Source organism: Kitasatospora sp. NPDC093550 (assembly GCF_044764985.1).
Lineage (GTDB): Bacteria > Actinomycetota > Actinomycetes > Streptomycetales > Streptomycetaceae > Kitasatospora.
Window position 1 is genome coordinate 221,133 of sequence record NZ_JBIWJF010000006.1, and the last position, 18,112, is coordinate 239,244.

The window sequence follows — 18,112 nt, forward strand, 5'->3', positions numbered from 1 at the left end:
GCGGAGCATGATCGACTCCTCCGATGCGCCAGTTCGAGAAGCACCCCAGCCCGCTGACGGCCCGTCGACCCGCGGTGGCGGCCGCCACGCTCGCCGCCGTCGCGGCCGCCGCCCTGCTCACCGGCTGCGGATCCCGGGTCACCGGGGCGGCCGGCACCCCGGCGCCCTCCGGCGGCGCCGGGCCGTGCGGGGTCGCGCTGCCCTCGCCCACCCGCGGCCAGGATCCGTCCGTCCTCGCCCGGGACGGGGCGCGGATCACCGCCCTCAACACGGCCTGCGCGGAGTACGAGGTGACCAACCCGGGCACCGAACCGTCCGACGTCACGGTGCGGTTCAGCCGGCCGGCGAGCTGGGGCACCGGGGCGGAGACGGTCTCGCGCACCGTCGAGGCGCTCGCCCCCGGGGCCACCGCGAAGGGGCGGCTCGACCTGACCGCGCCCGGCCGGGCCGAGCCGGACCCCGCCCGCACGGTGAAGATCCTCCGGGTCCGCAGTGTGCCCACCGCCGAGGCCCCGCGGCCCGACGGCCCCTGCCCGGCCTCCGGCCTGCGGCTCTACGCCGACGAGGGCGACGCCGCGATGGGCCTGCGCGTGCTCGGCCTGCACCTGCGCAACTGCGGCACCGCCACCGTGAACCTCGACGGCTACCCCACCCTGCAACTCCTCGACCCGGAACACAGGCCCGTCGACGGCGTGCGGCTGCTGCCCGGCGGCGCCGCGATCGCCACCGGCACCGGCGCCGACGACCCGCCGCAGAAGATCGCGCTGCGCCCGGGCGAGGGTGCCCGCGCCACCCTGGTGTGGCGCAACACCACCGGCGACGGCGCCCCGGTGGACGTCCCCTACGTCCGGGTCCGCGCCACCCCGGACGCGCCGCCCGTGACGGTCACCCCGGAACTCGACCTGGGCACCACCGGGCGCCTGGGCATCGGCGCCTGGGCCCGCGAAGCCGACACCCCCCGACCCCCCGCCACCACCCCGCCGGGCCAGGCCCCCCTGCCGGGCCAGAGCGGCTGACGGCCCGGGGCCCCCGACGGCCCGGCGCCACCGCCGCGGGGGAGGGCCCCGGACGGAACCGTCCCGTCCGGGGCCCCGGCGCGTCCTCGCCTCCGGACGTGCCCGGACGTGCCCGGACGGGAACGGCGGCGGGCGGCGGCCGTTTCCGGCCGTTCCCGGCGCCGGGGCGCCCGCCCCGCCCGTCCCGGGGGTGCGGCGCCGCCCCAGGACTGCCGGGGTGCGGGGGGAAGACCGCTGCGTCCGGCGGGTGCGGTGCATTTCCCGCCGTCACCTGCGGCCGGGGGCGGGCGGATCCCTATAGTCGCCGCAGCGCCGGTGAGGCAGCCGGCGCGACGGCGCCCGACCACGGCCGTTCCCCCGTGACGACTCCTTCGAGGACGGACCACCGTGAACACCCGGACCAGGAACAGGACCGCCGGCTTCCTCGTGACGGCGGCCGCCGCCGCGGCCCTGGGCATCTGCGCCCCGGCCGCCCAGGCGCGGAGCGCCGCCCCGGCCGCCGTGCTGAGCGTCAACTGCAGCACCGGCAGCTTCGGCAGCGACGGCACCCAGCAGTACTTCACCATCTCCTGCTCGGCCACCGGCACCACCAAGTGGTGGGTCAACGTGAGCTGTTCGAACGGCACCACGCGGACGGCCGGGCCGTACACGACCTTCCAGAACGTGCGGGTGTACTGCCCGCCGAGCACCACCGCCCTGCGCGGCTGGGTCAGTTACGTCTGACCCCTCGATCGAGGCCGACCCCGGGCCACCCCGGGCCACCCCGGTACGGCCGCCGGCCCGGCACGCTCCCCCGTGGCGTGCCGGGCCGCCGGACTCCACCGTGGAGGATGCCAGCGCGCGGCCCGCCCGGCTGCGCACCGCGTCGACGCTTCCTTGGCAATGCGTCTACTCTCCGGCGTCCGCCCCGTCCCCGGCGGCTGCGGCGCGCGCCGCGTCGTCGTGCCCGGACAGCGCCAGACGCCGGTGCTCGCCGGGCGGCAGCCCGTACGCGGCGCGGAAGGCGCGGCTGAAGTCGGAGGGCCGGGGGATGCCGCAGCGGGCGGCGACGGCGTGCAGCGGCAGGGTGCGCAGCGCGGGGTCCGCGAGGTCGCGGTGCGCCTTCTCCAGCCGCCGGGCGCGGATCCAGGCGGCGACCGTCTCGCCGTGGGAGTGCCGGGTGAACAGCCGGTGCAGGTAGCTGACGGAGACGTGGTGGGCCGCGGCGATCGCGGCCGGGGTCAGCCCGGGGTCGTGGAGGTTGCGCCGGACGAAGGTGCGGACGTTCTCCACGAGGGCGCGCCCGCGGGCGTCGTCGGGCAGGGCGTCCTCGGCGTCGAGCTCCCGGGCGAGCAGGGCGGCCACCAGGTCGATGACGACGGTGCCCAGGCGGGGTGCCTCGGCGGGGCCGAGGAGGGCGGCCTGGCGGTCCAGGCCGACCAGGAAGTCCGCGAGCAGGCCGCTGGTCCCCTCGCGGCCGGAGAACGGCCGCCCCATCAGGGCGCGCAGGCGGTCGGCCGGCAGCGGCAGCGCGGCCAGGGCGAAGTCGATGCCCATGGCCGCGACCCGCCGGGGCCCCGGGTCGGCGGCGGGTGCGCCGAGGCCCCGTACGTCGTACGGCTGCGAGCTGTCGAGCACGTACAGCTCGCCCGGGCCGAACACGGTGGTCGGGTCGCGGTCGTCGCGGGTGAGCGACAGGCCGCCGTCGAGCACCAGGGTCAGGTGGCACACCTCCGGGTCCGACCGCCGCACCCTGGCGGCGGTCCGGCGGAAGCGCGCGGGCGGGAAGGAGGACCTGAGGAGGGTCACCGGCCCGAGTTCCAGGCGCCGCATCTCGGCCCGGAAGTGGTCGGCGTGCGCGCTGGTCATCTCGCTGTCGCGGGTGCGCCCGATCAACTCCCGCCAGTAGTCGAACCGTTCCCTCGCGGGCACGTCCTCGCCCCGGAGCACGATCCCGGTATCCGCGGTCACGTCCACCGCTTCCCTTCACGTTCCGTTCCTCGGCCGGCCGACGGCCCGCCCCACCCGATTTTCCTCTTCCGATCATGAGCTGGTAACTTTCTGCCTGTCAGCGGGACGGGATCGCGCAAGCGCTCGAGGGCCCGCGAGGACATGCGTCGGTGGTGCAGCGGTAGCACGCCCGCTTTCAGCGGGAGGGGTTCGTTCGATTCGGGCCCGGCGCTCCAACGGGCAGGGGCGGACGTCGAATTCGGCGTCCGCCCCTCTGCCGTTCTCCGCTGTCGTTGTGCGGGGCCGCGCGGGAACGCCCCGCGCGTCGCCCTGCGCGGGTGGCGGCTCGCTCGGCGGACTGTCGTCCGTCCTGCTCACCGGGTGGCCCGGCGCCCGCGGCGCCCTGACGGTGGCCGCCGCCGGCTCCGCCGCCGTCATCGGCCTGCTGCTCTCACCGGTCGCCCGGCTGCTCAGCCTGCCGACGGGGCCCTGAGCGCGTCGCGCGGGAAGACCCCGCACGCGTGCGCGGGCGAGCGTCCGTGGGGCGGCCGGAGGATCTCCGGCCGCCCCACGGCCCCCCACCCCCGCGGCCGCCGCCCGGCCGGCCGGCGCCGGCGGGCGGTCGGGGTCCTGGTCCCCACGGGCCGCGCCTGCCCGATCCGCCGGGGCCCACACGGGCGACCGGCGGATTCCGGGGCCGGGCCCCGGCGGCGCCACGCGGTCGGGCCGGCCGGGCCGGTCGGGATGCCGTCCCGGTGCCGACGGCCCTCGTCAGGCCTTCGTCAGGCCTTCGTCGGGGTGCCGTTCGGCCGTCGTCAGGCCGGCCAGTCCAGGCACAGCTCGGACAGCCGCCCGCCCAGGCGGTTGCGGGCGTGCTCGCGCATCCGGGCGCCGTACACCGGGTGGGCGGCGAGCGCGGAGTAGCCCTCGCCGCGGCGCAGCGGCAGGCCGGCGGTGTCGGCGAGGTAGACGTCCAGCCCCGGGTACATCAGCTCGATGCAGGGCAGGTCGTCCACGTCCAGCGCGAACACCGGGTACTCGCCGTGCCCGTCCGGCACCCCGGTGGCCAGCACCCGGCGCGAGTCGGAGCCGCCGGGCAGCAGGAAGCACTCGTCGAACCGCTCCGACAGCGCCGTGAACGGGGCGCCCCAGCCCTCGCCGAACTCCGCGAGTGCGATCTCGCCGAGCGGGCGCGGGGTGAACACCGGGACACCCGTGCCGTCCTCGGCGAGCCGGCCGAAGCGGCGCAGCAGCCCGGTGTCGTACGCCAGCCAGTGCCGCAGGCTGGGCGGCAGCGGGCGCCCGCTCGGGAACACCGCCCGCTCCAGCGCCCCGGGCGCGACCGGCCGCGGCTCCCCGTCCACCCACGGCCCGGCGAAGCGGTCGTAGGCGAGGACGGGGCGCCGCGGATGGGCCCGGACGGCGGCGACGGCGCGTTCGGTCAGGGCGGCGCCGTGCTCGGCGGCGGAGGTCATCACGGGCTCCCGGGATCGCTGGGCGTGGGTCCGGCGGTGCGGCGGGACCACGGTACGCGCCGCCTGTGACGGTCGGCCGCCCCGCGCGGCCCTCAGCCGGCCAGCAGCGCGCAGACGAAGTCCTCCTGGACCGCGCGCAGGTGCGCCAGCAGGTCCGGGTTGCCGCGCTGGTTGACCTGGGTGGTGACGGAGACGGTGAGGCTGCGGCGGCCGTCCGGGGTGCCCGCGCCCAGCTGGGTGTAGCCCGCGGTGTTGCCGGTGTGCCCGTACACCACGCCGCAGCGGGTGGTGTACTCGAAGATCGCCAGTCCGGCGCGGTTGGCCCCCGGGCCGGCCGGCTCGGAGGCGCCCTCGACGAAGGCCCGCTGCTGACGGCGGGTCGCGTCGCTGATCAGCGGGCCGCCCGCGTACCCGGCCGCGAACACGCTGAAGTCCCTCGGGGTGGACACGATGCCGCCCGACGCCCAGGCGCCCGAGGCGCCGAACAGGGTGCTCACGTCCTCGGGCGCGGCGGGCGGCTGGGGGGCGTAGCCGTGCAGGTACGGCTCGGGCAGCCGGTAGCCGGAGGGGAGGCTGGTCTGCGTCAGGCCCAGGGGCTGGTAGACCTCGGAGGCCAGCAGGTCCTCGTAGCGCTGCCCGGTCGCGGCCTCGGCCATCAGGGCGACGGCGATGTTGTCGGAGTTGGAGTACTGGTAGCGGGAGCCGGGGGTGAACTCCAGGTCCTGGTCGGCGACGTAGTCCAGCAGGTGCCGGGAGTCGAACACGTGGTGCGGGTCGGCGAGGATCACCTCGACGAACCCCGGGGCGTCGCTGTAGTCCGGCAGCCCGCTGGTGTGCTGGAGCAGCTGGCGCAGCGTCACCGCGCCCCAGGCGGCGGGCAGCGCCGGCAGCCGCCGGGCGATCGTGTCGTCCAGCCCGAGCAGCCCGCAGTCCACCAGGCGCAGCGCGACCGCGCCGCTGAACGCCTTCGCGGCGCTGGCCAGCCGCATGTGGTCGTCGAGCCGGGGCGGACGGCGGGTGCCGACCTCCGCGGTCCCGGCCCGGAACACCCGCACCCGCTCGCCGTCGCGCAGCACCGCGATGGCCCCGGGCGGCCCGTCCGGACGGTCGACCAGCTCCTGCAGCTCGGCGCGCAGCGCGAGGTCGTCGTCGTCGCGGGGCGCGGCGGCGGCCGGGGCCGCGGCGGGCCCGGCGGACGCCAGCGCCAGCGCGGCGGTGAGCAGCGCGGCGACCGCGCGCCCGGGGCGGCGGGTCTTCGGTGAACGGCGGGGGTGCAGGGACACGGCGGGGCCTCCGGACGACGGAACGGGTGGGGACGGGCGGGGCCGGACCGCCACCGCCCGGCGGCGGGACGCACCGCCGCCCTGGCCGCAAGGGATCACCCGCCGACACCCCGGGGAAACGGCCCGGCGCCCCCCGTGACCCGCCCAGCCGTACGGTGACGGCGGCCGGGCGCCACCCGCTGAGGGCCCGCCACCCGGCGGGACCCGTCAGGCGGGTGGGGCGCCGAGGGCCAGGGTGAAGCTGAAGCGGTCGCCGCGGTAGAGGGTGCGGACCTGTTCCAGGGGGCGGCCGTCGGCGTCGAGGCTGCGGCGGTGGAGCAGGAGCATGGGCAGCGCGGGCGGGGTGCCGATGAGCAGGGCCTCGCGCGGGCTGGCCAGGACGGTCTCGATGCGCTCGTCGGCGGCGCCGAGGTGGAGGCCGCGGGCGCGCAGGTGGCCGTAGAAGGAGCCCTCCGGGTCGAACTCCGTCGCCAGGTCGGGCACCCGGGCGACGGGCACGTAGGTGGACTCCAGCCCGACGCGTTCCTCGTCGGCGCGCAGCACCCGCTCCAGGTGCCACAGCGGCTCGCCCTCGGCGACGTCCAGGCGCTCGGCCAGCGCCGGGTCGGCGGGCAGGCGGTCCAGGCCGATCAGGGTGCGGCCGGGGCGCAGGCCCTGGCGGGTGACGCCCTCGGTGTAGCTGGACAGCGACAGCGGCTGCTCGATCTTGGGCCCGGCGACGACCGTGCCCCGGCCCCGGCGGCGCAGCCGGCCTTCCAGGAGCAGCTCGCGCAGCGCCTGGCGGACGGTGGCGCGGGCGACGCCGTGACGCTGCGCCAGGTCGGCCTCGGTGGGCAGCCGCCCGCCCGGGCCCAGCTCGGCGATGAGGTCCTCCAGCCGGGCCTTGACCAGGTAGTACTTGGGCACCCTGCCGTGCTCGGGGACACCGGCGCGGGCGGGCTCGGCACCGGGGCGGGGGATGGGGTCGCTCACCGCGCAAGCCTACCGAGCGGCCCGGGAGCGTGATCGACGGCCGGGGCCGACGGCCAGGGCCGAGGACCGGAGCCGACGACCCGGGGTCAAGGTCACGGAACGATAACCGGTCTGGTCTGAATTTCGGCGGTTGTTCATACAAGCGTGGATTCGGAGAGGGCCCGTCCTCGCCCGGCCGCCCCATCCTCGGTGCCGGTGCAACTGCACCCCGCCGCCGCCCAGTTGGGAGTCCCCGTTGCGTACCTCCCGTTCCACCCCCGCCACCGTCCGCACCACCGCCCTCGCCACCGCGACCGTCGCCGCCACCGTCGCCGCGCTGATCCCGCTGTCCGCCGCCACCGCGGCCGCCGCCGACGGCTCGTACCAGGGCCTGCCGAACGGCACCAAGCAGGCCAAGACCCTGGTCGTCGGCATCGACGGCACCCGCTACGACAAGCTGCTCACCGCCGACGCGCCCCACCTCAAGGCCCTGATGGCCGGCGGCATGACCGCCACCGGCAACCTCTACGCCAACCCGCTGGCCCCCACCCTGTCCGGCCCCGGCTGGTCGACCATCGCCACCGGCGCGTGGCCCGACAAGCACCAGGTCAAGGACAACACCTTCACCGGCGCCCGCTTCGACCTGTACCCGGACTTCGCCACCCGCCTGGAGAACGCCGACCCCGCCGACTCCACCCTGGTCATCGGCTCCTGGAACCCCATCACCGCGAACGTCTTCAACGGCCGCGCCGACCTGCGCATCCCGGAGAGCGAGAACGACCCCAAGACCGCCGCCGACGCCGCCGACTACCTCGCCCACGGCAACCCGGACACCACCTTCCTGCACTTCGACGAGGTCGACGAGGCCGGCCACGCCCACGGCGGCGCCAGCCCCGAGTACCTGGCCGCCATCCACTCCGTCGACGCCCTCGTCGGCCAGGTCCTCCAGGCCGTCACGTCCCGCCCCACGTACGGCGACGAGGACTGGCTGATCCTCGTCACCACCGACCACGGCCACACCGACGCCGGCGGCCACGGCGGCAACAGCGCCAACGAGCGCCAGACCTTCCTGATCGCCGACGGCGCCGGCTACACCCCCGGCTCGCGCCGCTACGACGTCAAGCCGGTCGACATCGCCCCCACCGTCCTCAAGCACGAGGGCGCCCCCGTCGACCCGGCCTGGCAGCTCGACGGCCGGCCGATCGACGAGATCACCCCCGATGCCTTCGACGCGCTGCGCCCCAGCCTGCAGACCCGCGTCGACGAGAGCGGCATCCCGGCGACGGTGAAGGGCTGGACGCACACCCCGCCGACCGGCTGGAGCATCGACAACTCCCGGATGCCCAGCGGCGGCGTGACCGAGTGGCGCGGCTGGGCCTTCGCCACCGACGAGTTCTGGACCGCCACCCAGCTCGGCCAGTCCCGCGAGACCAATGTGCGCGCCCGCAACGTGTTCGCCGTCGCCGACTCCGACGAGTGGGACGACAAGGCGCACGGCGCCGGCCAGTTCGACTCCACCCTGCTCAGCCCCGCCTACCCGGTCGCCGGAGCGAGCCGCGGCACGATCTCCTTCGCGACGAACTACAAGGTCGACGGCCCGCAGACCGGCGACCTGTACGTGGTCTTCGACAACGGCGCCCCGCAGCTGGTGAAGTCCTACCGCAGCGACCTCAACACCGTCGAGCACCTGCCCGTCACCGTCCCGGCCGGCGCAACCACGGCCCGCTTCCAGTTCCGCTACACCGGCACCAACAGCGCCTTCTGGACCGTCGACCAGGTCACCTTCACCGCCTCCTGAGGCCCCGGGCCGCCGGACCGCGCGGACACGCGAGCGGGGGGCGCCCCCCCCCCGGGGGCGCCCCCCGCGCCCCACCCCCGCCCCCACCGCCGCGTCCGGCCCCGCCCCCCCGCCCCCCCCCCCCCCCCCCGGCCCCCCGGGCCCCCCCCCCCGCGCCCCCCGGGGGGGGGGGCCCCCCCCCCCCGGGGGCGCCCCCCGCTCGACCGTGACCAGTCCGCTCGGCCGTGACCGGCCCGCTCGGCCGTGACCGGCCCGCCGCCGGACCCGCCCGTCAGCCCCGGGCGGGCAGGTGGGCGGCGACCAGGGCGGCGAAGTCGTCCGGGGTGACGATGCGGACGCCCAGCTCCTCGGCCTTGGCGCGCTTGGAGCCGGCCTTCTCACCGGCCACGAGCAGGGTGGTGCGCTTGGAGACGGACGAGGACGCCTTGCCGCCGGCCCGCTCGATGAGCTCGTTCATCTCGTTGCGGGAGAGGGCGGCGAGCGCGCCGGTCATGCTGCCGGTGACGACCACGGCCTCGCCCGCGAGGGGGCCGGCCTCGCCGGTGAGCGGGCCGGCCCCGTCCTCGGCGGCCGGCTCCTCGGGGCCGGCCGCGGCGGGCGCCTGCGGCGCGGTGACGGCCGTGCCCACGCCGCGCTCCGCGAGACGGTCCAACAGCGGTGCGAGCTCGGCGAGTTCGGCGACGATGACCCGGGCCTTCTCCGGGCCGATGCCGTCCACCGCCGCCAGCGTCTCGGCGTCGGCGGCGCGGATCGCCGCCATCGACCCGAAGTGGGCGGCTATCCGGCGGGACATGGTGCGCCCGGTGCCGCGCACGCCCAGCGCGCAGAAGACCCGGTTGAGCGGGCGGCTGCGGGCGGTCTCGATCGCGGCGAGCAGGTTGTCGGTGCTGGTGTCGCCCATCCGCTCCAGGGAGAGGAGCTGCTCACGGGTGAGGGTCCACAGGTCGGCGAGGTCGGCGACCAGGCCGGCTTCGACGAGCTGGACGGCCCGGGTGCCGCCCAGGCCCTCGATGTCGAGCTGGTCGCGGCCGGCCGCGTAGATCACCGAGGCCACCGCCTGGCAGTTGCGCCCGCGGGCGCAGCGCCAGCGCTGCTCGGTGGTGTCGATGGCGTCGCCGCAGCGCGGGCAGGCCTCGGGGAAGGCGATCGCCCGCTCCTCACCGGTGCGCTCCTCGACCAGCGGGGCCTCCACCCGCGGGATGACGTCCCCGGCCCGGTAGACGAACACCCGGTCGCCGATCATCAGACCGCGCCGGGTGATGTCGGCGGGGTTGTGGAGCGTCGCGTAGGTGACGGTCACGCCGTCGATGACCACCGGCTCCAGCACCGCCCGCGGCGCGATGATGCCGGTGCGCCCGACGTTCCACTCCACGTCCAGCAGCCGGGTGACCTTGTGCTCGGCGGCGAGTTTGCGGGCCACGGCCCAGCGCGGCGCGCGCGAGCCGGACCCGGCCTCCCGCTGGTCCGCCGCCGCGTCGGCCTTGACCACCACGCCGTCGATCCCGAACGGCAGCCCGGAGCGCAGCGCGGCGATCTCCTCGACCCGTTGCTGGGCCTCCTCCAGCGTGGCGCAGCGCAGCGGACGGGCGGCGGTGCTCGCGGCCGTGTTGGCCCCGAGGGCGGCCAGCCTCTCCAGCAGCGCGCTGTGGGTGAGCTCCTCGTCCAGACCCACGGCGCCGTAGCCGAAGAACGTCAGCTCGACGCGGTACGGGCGGTCCTTGGCGCGCAGGGTGCCGGCCGCGCCGTTGCGCGGGTTGGCGAAGGGGACGGCGCCGTGGGCGGTGCGCACCTCGTTGGCGTGCTCGAACTGCTCGCGGGTGAGCAGGACCTCGCCGCGCAGCTCGACGTCGACGGGCTCGGCGAGGGCGGCGGGCAGGCCCAGCACCGCGTCGGCCGCGTGGCTGATGTCCTCGCCGGCCAGGCCGTCCCCGCGGGTGATCAGCTGCTGCAGCCGCCCGGCGCGGTAGCGGGCCGCGACCGCCAGGCCGTCCAGCTTGGGCTCCACGCACCACGCGGCCGCCGGGCGGCCCAGCCGGCGCTCCAGCCCGGCCGCCCAGTCCGCGAGCTCCTCGGCGGAGAAGACGTTGTCCAGCGACAGCATCGGCACGCTGTGCGGCACGTCGCCCTCGACCGCGCCGCCGGCGACCTTCCCGGTGGGGGAGTCCGGCAGCACCTCCTGCGGGTGCGCCTCCTCGTAGGCCGCGATCGCGCGCAGCAGGGCGTCGTACTCGTCGTCGCCGAGCGGGGTCGCGCCGTCGGTGTAGTAGGCGGCGGCGGCCCGGACGGCGGCGGCGACGGCATCGGCGTAGTCGCCGGAGGTGAGCAGAGCGGCGTCGTTCATGGGCGACATCATCACCGCCGGCACTGACAACGGCGCCGGGCGCCGGGGGCGCAGGACGGACGGCGGTGGGCCGCGGTGGGGGCGTGCCACCGGCGCGGGCGGCCGCGCCCCGCTCCCGCCGCGGCGGCGGTGCGCGCGGTGCGCCCCCGGCTGCGGTCGGCCGGCGTTGACGCCCGGTCACGCCGGGGCGGAGCGTGGCCGGTGGCGGGGCGCCGCCGCCCGGCGGCCGGATCCACGGCTACCCCGTGCCGGCCGGCTGGACGATCACGGGGCACCGACTCGGTCTGCTCGTGGCAGGACCTGCACTTCGCCTGAGGCCCGGCCCGCGGCGGCCCGCAGGCCGGTCGGCCGACGGCCGCCGCGGGCCCGTGCTCAGGGGAGGTAGCGCTCCAGTGCGGCGGCGCCCTTGCGCTCGATCTCCTGGCGCGCCCACTCGACGCGTTCGGGGGTGACGTCGCGGCCCGACGCCATCACGAGGTCCTCGGGGTCGAAGGGGCGCTCGCCCCCGGAGTAGATCTGCCGCTGCACCCCGGAGGACGACTCCGGCGTGCCTTCGTTCATCGCTTCCCGCATGTCCATCACCTCATCGCCTGGTGGCCCGTACGCACGGTCCTTCGATGGTCGTTCCGGCGGGCGGGCCATGACGGGTGGAGCACGACCAAGTTACTCCGTTCAGGTGAATGCGCACCCCGTCCGGCTCCCTCCGGGAGGCGGATCGCCGATCAGCGGGGTCCGTCCGCCCGTCAACGGGGCCGGTGGGCGACGGCGGCGAACAGCGTCACCGACAGGTGGAAGGCGCCCCGGGCGGCGGCCTCCTCCGCACCGGCGAGGAGGCGCTCGTGCTGCTCCTCGTCGATCAGGCCCCGCTGGAGCGCCTGGGCGCCCAGCCGCTCGACGATCGGCCCGCTGACCGTCCGGGGGTCGTGCAGCAGGACGTCGGCGCCGAGCCCGTCCACGCCCAGGCCCGCCGCGGTGAGCCAGTCCGCCAGGCGGCGGCCGGCGTCCGGGGTGGCGGCGTTGGCCCGGGCGACGGTGGCCAGCGCCGGGCGGATCCCCGGGTCGGCGGGGTGCAGGACGAAGGTCGACCAGTCGGTGTCCAGCAGGGCGATGCGCCCGCCCGGGCGCAGCACCCGGGCGAACTCGGCGACGGCCCGTGCCGGGTCGTCCAGGTGCTGCAGGACGCGCTCGCACCAGAGCACGTCCACCCCGGCGTCGGGCAGCGGCAGCGCGAGCGCGTCGCCGTCCAGGAACCGGGCCGTACTGCCGGCCTCGGCGGCGCGCCGCCCGGCGACGGCCCGCAGGCCCGGGTTCGGCTCGAGGCCGGTCGCGACGCCGCCCGGGGCGACCGCGTCCGCGAGCACCCGGGTCTCCGACCCGGTCCCGCAGCCGACGTCCAGCGCCCGCTCGCCGGGCCGGGCCCCGAGGCGCTCGTGCGCCCACCCGCGCAGCCGCCGCACACCGGCGTTGCCGGCCTGCACGTCCAGGGCGGCGACCAGCCGGTCGGTGACCGCGGGGTCGGCGTTGGCGGTGTGGAAGGCCGAGGTGGGGCGCGGGTCCGTCATGCCCCGACTCTAGGCAGTCGCCGGGCCGTCGGGTGCGGTGCGGCTCAGCGCAGGCCGGGCAGGGCGCGCAGTTCGCCGACGCGCAGCAGCCGGGCGAGCAGGACGAACAGCACGGCCATCGTCGCGCCGCCCGCCGCCAGCGGCAGGAGCGTGTCGCGCAGCGCGGACGCCGGGCCGTCCGGCAGGCCGCGGGCGACGAGCCGGCCGGCCGCCCCCGCGAGGGCCGCGGCGGCGGCCAGCTTGCCGTAGGTGCGGCAGATCCGGCGCCCGTCCAGCAGGCCCCCGGTGCGGCGGCGCAGCCGCAGCGCCGTCAGCAGCAGGCCGACGCCGTACGAGAGCGCGTACGCGCCCGCCATGCCGGTGACCGCCCAGCGGGGCGGCAGCAGCAGGTGGCAGGCGGCGGCGAGGGCGACGTTGGTCGCGCCGATCCCCAGGGCGAGGAGGAAGGGGGTGCGGGTGTCGTCGAAGGCATAGAAGCCGCGCAGCAGCAGGTACTGGGCGGAGAAGGGGATCAGCCCGAGCCCGAAGGCCTGGAGCATGTGGCCCAGCGGCAGGACGGCGGCGGCGCCGACGGGGCCGTGGGCGAACAGCAGCCGGGCGATCTCGGGGCCGAAGGCGAGGAAGGCGAAGGCGGCCGGGACGATGGCCACGCCGCTGGTGCGCAGCGCGCGGGACAGGTCGGCGCGCAGGTCGGCGATGCGGTGGTCGAGGACGGCCCGGCTCATCCGCGGCAGGAGCGCGGTGACCAGGGTGACGGTGACGACGGCCTGGGGCATCGACCAGATCTGCTGCGCGTAGGTGTAGGCGGTGTAGCCGACGCCGTCGTGCGGCAGGGCGGTGTCGGCGGCGGAGGCGAAGCGGGTGACGAGCGTGGCGGCCGCGAGGTTGGTGAGGACGAACAGCAGGGTCCAGCGGGCGGCGCTGACGCTGCGGCGCAGGCCGGTGCCGCGCCAGTCGAAGCGCGGGCGCGGACGGAAGCCGGCGGCACGGGCGTACGGGATCAGGGACAGCGCCTGGAGGGCCAGGGCGAGGGTGGTGCCGGCGCCGAGCAGGGTGATCTGCTCGGGGGTGATGGCGGAGACCGTCTCGGGGGCGTTCAGCAGGCCGAGGTAGAGGCCGAACACCGCGATCAGGACGAGGTTGTTCAGGACCGGGGTCCACATCATGGCGCCGAAGCGGTTCCGGGCGTTGAGGACCTGGCCGAAGATGCCGAACAGGCCGTAGAAGAAGATCTGCGGGAGCAGGTAGCGGGCGAAGACGACGGTCAGCTCGAACGCGGCGTGGGTGTCGGGCGTGTCGTCCTGGTAGAGGCGGATGACGTCCGGGGCGGCCCACACCGCCAGGGCGGTGCCGGCGGCCAGGACGCACAGCACCAGGGTGACCAGCCGCTGCTCGAACGCGGCGCCGCCGTCGGGGTGTTCGGCGCGCGCCCGGACCAGCTGCGGCACCAGGACGGAGTTGAGCGCGCCGCCGATCAGCAGGAAGTACAGGCTGGTGGGCACGGTGTTGGCCTGGTTGTACGTGGTGGCGAGCAGTCCGGTGCCCAGCGCGGCGCCCTGGAGCGACTGCCGGATCAGGCCGGTGAGGCGGGAGACCACGGTGCCGGCCGTCATCAGGACGGACGGGCGTGTCAGCCGGTTCGGGCCGGTGCCGCGTTTGCGGGCCGCGTGCCGGCCCCGGCGTCGCCGCGGGTGGTCCGGTGCCGTGGTCGGTCGCTCTGTCGTGGTCGGTCGCTGTGCCGTGGTCCCCTCGATCATGATCAGCAATCTACGTGCCACCGGGCGCAGTTGAGGGCCGGTCAGCCAGGTGGCAGGCAGCGGGTGGCCGGCGGGGTGCGGGGCGGCGGGTGCTCAGGCCGGGGTGAAGGTGCGGCGCAGGTGGGCGACCAGGTGGGCCGGGTCGGTGGCGGGCAGGCGGGCGGCGAGGTGGCCGTCGGGGCGGATGAGGAGGGCCTCGCCGTCGTCCGGCCGGTAGGCGGTGCGGAAGGCGCCGCCGGTGTCGTGCAGGACGGGCAGGCGCAGGCCGTCGGCGGAAGGGGCGGTGGGGGAGGGGGCCGGGTCCGGGGGGAGGACGGCGTAGGCGTCGAGCAGGCCGTGCGCGGCGGCGTGGGCGGCGGCCGCGCAGGTGCGCAGGGTCCGCGTGTCGGTGGCCGGGCCCGCGGACAGCAGCAGGACGTGGTGGGTGCCGCGCAGCAGTTCGTGCAGGCGCTGCGGGTAGGCGGTGAGCGGGCGGGTGAGGCCGGGGCAGTCGGGGGCGCGGTCGCCGGGGGCGGGGCGGGTGCCCGGGGCGGGTTCGGTCAGCGGGCCGTCGCGGTAGCCGACCAGCAGCTGGGCCTCGCGCAGCAGCGGGGTGGCCGGGTCCTCGGGGGCGGTGTCGAAGCCGCCGCGGGCGTGGCGCACGGTGCGCGAGACGACCTCCTCGCCGACCGGGTGGCGTTCGGCGTGGTAGCTGTCGAGGAGGGTGTCGGTGGCGGCGCCGCGCAGGGTGAGGGCGAGCTTCCAGGCGAGGTTCCAGGCGTCCTGGATGCCGGTGTTCATGCCCTGGGCGCCGGTGGGCGGGTGGATGTGGGCGGCGTCGCCGGCCAGCAGCAGCCGGCCGGCCCGGTAGCGGTCGGCGAGGCGGTGGCTGATCCGGAACACCGAGGACCAGCGCAGCGCGGAGGCGGTGGCCGGGCGCGGCGAGAGCCGGTCCAGGGCCTGCTGGATGTGCCGCAGTTCGGGCCCGCGGCCGCCCTCCAGGCCGTGCGCGACCCCGCGCACCGGGTCGGCGGGGGTGGCGAGTTCGGGCGGGACGGTCATCGACACCCGGTAGCGCCGGCGCCCCGGCAGCGGGACGCACACCAGCGTCTCCCCGGCGGCGCCGGGGTCGCCGGGGTCGGCGCGGCGGGTGGCGCGCACCGCGTAGCCGGGCGGCAGGTCCCAGTCGAGCTCGACGTCGCCGAGCATGAACTGCTCGGGGAAGGCGTCGCCGCCGAAGCCGATCCCGGCGGCGTGGCGCACCGTGCTGTGGGCGCCGTCGCAGCCCACCACGAAGCGCGCGGACAGCTCGCGCGGCCCCCGCGGGGTGGCCAGGGTGGCGCGCACGCCGTCCTCGTCCTGCCGCAGGCCGAGCACCTCGGTGCCCCGTTCCACGGCGCCGCCGCAGCCGGCCAGGTGCTCGGCGAGCAGCCGCTCGGTGGCGTCCTGGGGCAGCGCGGCGAAGCGGTACGGCACGTCGGCGGGCAGGTCGAGGTCGAGACGCGGCGCGGGATCGCCGTCCGTGAAGGCGAGCTGGCCGAGCAGGGGCACCGCCTCGTCCAGGACGCGGCGCACCAGCCCCATGGCGTCGAAGACCTCCAGGGTGCGGGGCTGGATCCCCACCGCCTTGGCGTAGGGCTGCGGGGCGTCCAGCCGGTCCACGATCCGGCACCGCACCCCGCGGCGGCACAGTTCGGCGGCGGCGGTCAGGCCCACCGGTCCGGCCCCCACGACCAGCACGTCGATGTCGTCCATGCCCGCTCCGCCCGTCCGTCGGCCCGTTCCTCGGCGGTCCGGCTCCGGCGCGGTGCCGCCGTACTCCCAGGCTGCCCTCCGCCCGGGTGAGCCGCCCGGCGGGGCGGATTCCCCGTACGGGGGGAACCCCCTCGCGCACGGTTGACACCGGACACGGCCGCTCCACCGGTCCACACCCTCGACGACACTCACCGTTAACCCACCGGACTTGTATGATCCCTACATTCGGGCCACTGCCGGTGACCGGCCGTCGGCGGTGCGTCCCCGTCCGGTCCGTCCGGTCCGTCCGCTCCTGAGCGCATCGAAAGGCCGCCCGATGGCCCCCCGACTGTCCGTCGTCGTCCCGATCTACAACGTCGAGCGCTACCTCCGGGAATGCCTCGACTCGATCGCGGCCCAGACCTTCGACGACTTCGAATGCGTCCTGGTCGACGACGGCTCGACCGACGGCGGCCCCGCCATCGCCCGGGCCTACACCGAGCAGGACCCGCGCTTCCGCCTGGTCCGGCAGGAGAACAAGGGCCTCGGCGCCGCCCGCAACACCGGCTGGCGCCACCTCACCCCCGGCACCGAGTACCTGACCTTCGTCGACAGCGACGACACCCTGCCCCCGCACGCGTACCAGCTGATGATCAGCACGCTGGAGGAGACCGGCTCCGACTTCGTCACCGGCAACGCGCTGCGCCTGCGCACCGTCGGCCTCACCCCCTCGCACGGCCACCGCCGCGCGTTCCGCGAGACCCGGCTGCGCACCCACGTCAGCGAACTGCCCGCCCTGGTCACCGACCGCACCGCCTGGAACAAGGTCTACCGGCGCTCCTTCTTCGACGCCGCGGGCATCCTCTACCCCGAGGGCATCCTGTACGAGGACGCCCCGGTCAGCGTGCCCCACCACTTCCTCGCGAAGCGGGTCGACGTGCTCTCCGAGCCGATCTACCACTGGCGGGTGCGCGAGGACGGCGACCTGTCCATCACCCAGAAGAAGACCGACCCGCGCGGGCTGGTCGACCGGGTCCGCTCGATGGAACTGGTCCGGGAGTGGCTGCTGGCCCGCCCCGAGCCGGAGTTCGCCGAGCACCTGCGCGCCTACGACCACAACTGCCTGGTCGAGGAGATCCCGATGTTCTTCTGGTCCGTCCCGGACGGCGACCGCGCCTACCGCGAGGCCTACCAGCAGCACGTCAGCCGCCTGCTGCAGGCCATCGGCCCCGAGCGCCTGACCGCGCTGAGCAGCCAGCTGCGGCTCAAGTACCGCCTCACGCTGGCCGACCGGATGCACCGCTTCGTCGCCGTCCAGCGCCTGCACCGCCTCGCCCGCCGCACCCGCCAGGCCGCCGCCCGCGGCTGAGGCCGGGGCCCCGGGGGAGCCGGGGGCCGGGTTCCAGGGGGCTCAGGGGCCCGGGCCGGGGAAGGGGCCGGGTCAGTGGCGGCCGAGGCCGTCGATCATCAGGCCGAGGGTGAAGTCGAAGCGGTCGTGGCCCTCGCCCGAGGTGAGTTCGGCGGCGTGGCGGGTGGTGTGGGGGAAGGCCCCGGCGGGCAGCGCGGTGAAGCGGCGCAGCAGTTCGTCGCGGTCGACGACCCAGGCGTCGTCCCCGTCCGCCGCCCGCTGGCGGACCACCGACAGCTCCAGGCAGTAGGCGGCCACGTACAGCAGGAGCGCGTCGGCGGCCCAGGCGGCGGCCTGCGGGGCGACGCCGCCGGCCAGCAGGATCGCCAGCATCCCCTCGCTGACGCGCAGGATCTCCAGGTCGGTGGGGGCCATGGCGAACGCGGCGCGGGAGATGCCGGGGTAGCGCAGGTACTGGTCGCGCATCCCGGCGCACACGTCGCGCAGCTGCTCGCGCCAGGTCGCGGGGTCGGGCGCGGGCAGGGCGAGTTCGGAGCACAGCCGGCCGATGAGCAGTTCGTCGAGGTCGGCCTTGTTGACCACGTGGGCGTAGAGCGAGGCGGGGCCGGTGTCGAGCGCGCCGGCGAGCCGGCGCATGGTCAGCGCCTCGTAGCCCTCGGTGGCGACGACGCCCAGCGCGGTGTCGACGACCTGGTCCACGGTGATCGGGGCCTTGCGGCGCCGCGGCCTGGGGTCGGTTCCGGCTTCGGGGTTCGGCGGCTGGTGGCGCGCCGCGCGTCGCTCTCTCGGGTTCACCCGGCCATCATACCGTGACGCGAACACTGTTCGTTTGTGGAACACTGTTCGTTATGGATATCGATCAGGGCATGGACCAGGGCGTCGGCCAGCAGAGGGAGCGGGACGTGGAGCAGCGGCGCG

The 18,112-nt window shown here is 76.5% G+C and carries 15 protein-coding genes and 1 tRNA gene; 6 read left to right on the forward strand and 10 right to left on the reverse strand.

What is annotated here, in order from left to right:
- The first annotated feature begins 23 nt into the window (after window positions 1–23).
- Both ACIRD3_RS11925 and ACIRD3_RS11930 read left to right on the forward strand, forming a co-directional pair.
- Window positions 24–1,016, forward strand: a complete 993-nt coding sequence (locus ACIRD3_RS11925) for a DUF4232 domain-containing protein (protein ID WP_402214437.1) — start codon at window positions 24–26, stop codon at window positions 1,014–1,016.
- 387 nt (window positions 1,017–1,403) lie between these two features.
- Window positions 1,404–1,739 (forward strand): hypothetical protein, encoded by a 336-nt coding sequence (locus ACIRD3_RS11930; RefSeq protein WP_402214439.1) that lies wholly within the window; start codon window positions 1,404–1,406, stop codon window positions 1,737–1,739.
- A 165-nt stretch (window positions 1,740–1,904) separates the two neighbouring features.
- Here the strand turns inward: ACIRD3_RS11930 and ACIRD3_RS11935 are convergent, their stop codons facing one another.
- The gene (locus ACIRD3_RS11935; protein WP_402214440.1) at window positions 1,905–2,966 is read right to left on the reverse strand and encodes an AraC family transcriptional regulator; all 1,062 of its coding nucleotides are present in this window, start codon (window positions 2,964–2,966) and stop codon (window positions 1,905–1,907) included.
- A 143-nt stretch (window positions 2,967–3,109) separates the two neighbouring features.
- On the opposite strand from ACIRD3_RS11935, the gene ACIRD3_RS11940 reads away from it, so the two are divergent.
- Window positions 3,110–3,181: transfer RNA gene (locus ACIRD3_RS11940), tRNA-Glu, on the forward strand.
- Window positions 3,182–3,240: 59 nt separating this feature from the next.
- A complete protein-coding gene (locus tag ACIRD3_RS11945) occupies window positions 3,241–3,438 on the forward strand; it encodes a hypothetical protein (protein ID WP_402214442.1) in 198 nt (65 codons plus the stop codon).
- A 322-nt stretch (window positions 3,439–3,760) separates the two neighbouring features.
- Here the strand turns inward: ACIRD3_RS11945 and ACIRD3_RS11950 are convergent, their stop codons facing one another.
- The 3 genes from ACIRD3_RS11950 to ACIRD3_RS11960 all read right to left on the reverse strand — a co-directional run bounded on the left by ACIRD3_RS11950 (window position 3,761) and on the right by ACIRD3_RS11960 (window position 6,675).
- A complete protein-coding gene (locus tag ACIRD3_RS11950) occupies window positions 3,761–4,420 on the reverse strand; it encodes a hypothetical protein (RefSeq protein ID WP_402214444.1) in 660 nt (219 codons plus the stop codon).
- A gap of 92 nt (window positions 4,421–4,512) precedes the next feature.
- Window positions 4,513–5,703, reverse strand: coding sequence for a serine hydrolase domain-containing protein (locus ACIRD3_RS11955; RefSeq protein WP_402214446.1), 1,191 nt, complete (start codon window positions 5,701–5,703; stop codon window positions 4,513–4,515).
- A gap of 207 nt (window positions 5,704–5,910) precedes the next feature.
- The gene (locus tag ACIRD3_RS11960) at window positions 5,911–6,675 is read right to left on the reverse strand and encodes a GntR family transcriptional regulator (protein WP_402214448.1); all 765 of its coding nucleotides are present in this window, start codon (window positions 6,673–6,675) and stop codon (window positions 5,911–5,913) included.
- Between the two features lie 235 nt (window positions 6,676–6,910).
- Between ACIRD3_RS11960 and ACIRD3_RS11965 the strand changes: the two genes are divergently transcribed.
- Window positions 6,911–8,452, forward strand: a complete 1,542-nt coding sequence (locus ACIRD3_RS11965) for an alkaline phosphatase family protein (RefSeq protein WP_402214450.1) — start codon at window positions 6,911–6,913, stop codon at window positions 8,450–8,452.
- Window positions 8,453–8,723: 271 nt separating this feature from the next.
- Here ACIRD3_RS11965 and ligA read toward each other — a convergent pair whose 3' ends face one another.
- The 5 genes from ligA to ACIRD3_RS11990 all read right to left on the reverse strand — a co-directional run bounded on the left by ligA (window position 8,724) and on the right by ACIRD3_RS11990 (window position 15,846).
- Window positions 8,724–10,802 carry an NAD-dependent DNA ligase LigA gene (gene ligA, locus ACIRD3_RS11970; RefSeq protein ID WP_402214751.1) on the reverse strand — a complete coding sequence of 693 codons (2,079 nt, stop codon included), beginning with the start codon at window positions 10,800–10,802 and terminating at the stop codon, window positions 8,724–8,726.
- A gap of 363 nt (window positions 10,803–11,165) precedes the next feature.
- A complete protein-coding gene (locus tag ACIRD3_RS11975; protein ID WP_402214753.1) occupies window positions 11,166–11,354 on the reverse strand; it encodes a hypothetical protein in 189 nt (62 codons plus the stop codon).
- A gap of 182 nt (window positions 11,355–11,536) precedes the next feature.
- Window positions 11,537–12,355: a methyltransferase domain-containing protein gene (locus tag ACIRD3_RS11980; protein WP_402214452.1), complete on the reverse strand. Its 819-nt coding sequence runs from the start codon at window positions 12,353–12,355 to the stop codon at window positions 11,537–11,539.
- A 44-nt stretch (window positions 12,356–12,399) separates the two neighbouring features.
- Entirely contained in the window at window positions 12,400–13,968 is a 1,569-nt protein-coding gene (gene murJ / locus ACIRD3_RS11985; RefSeq protein ID WP_402214454.1) for a murein biosynthesis integral membrane protein MurJ, read from the reverse strand.
- Between the two features lie 237 nt (window positions 13,969–14,205).
- Window positions 14,206–15,846 (reverse strand): FAD-dependent monooxygenase, encoded by a 1,641-nt coding sequence (locus ACIRD3_RS11990; RefSeq protein ID WP_402214455.1) that lies wholly within the window; start codon window positions 15,844–15,846, stop codon window positions 14,206–14,208.
- Between the two features lie 316 nt (window positions 15,847–16,162).
- Here ACIRD3_RS11990 and ACIRD3_RS11995 point away from each other — a divergent pair, with 316 nt between their 5' ends.
- A complete protein-coding gene (locus tag ACIRD3_RS11995) occupies window positions 16,163–17,194 on the forward strand; it encodes a glycosyltransferase family 2 protein (RefSeq protein WP_402214457.1) in 1,032 nt (343 codons plus the stop codon).
- Window positions 17,195–17,266: 72 nt separating this feature from the next.
- Here ACIRD3_RS11995 and ACIRD3_RS12000 read toward each other — a convergent pair whose 3' ends face one another.
- Window positions 17,267–17,989, reverse strand: a complete 723-nt coding sequence (locus ACIRD3_RS12000) for a TetR/AcrR family transcriptional regulator (protein WP_402214459.1) — start codon at window positions 17,987–17,989, stop codon at window positions 17,267–17,269.
- Between the last annotated feature and the right edge of the window lie 123 nt (window positions 17,990–18,112).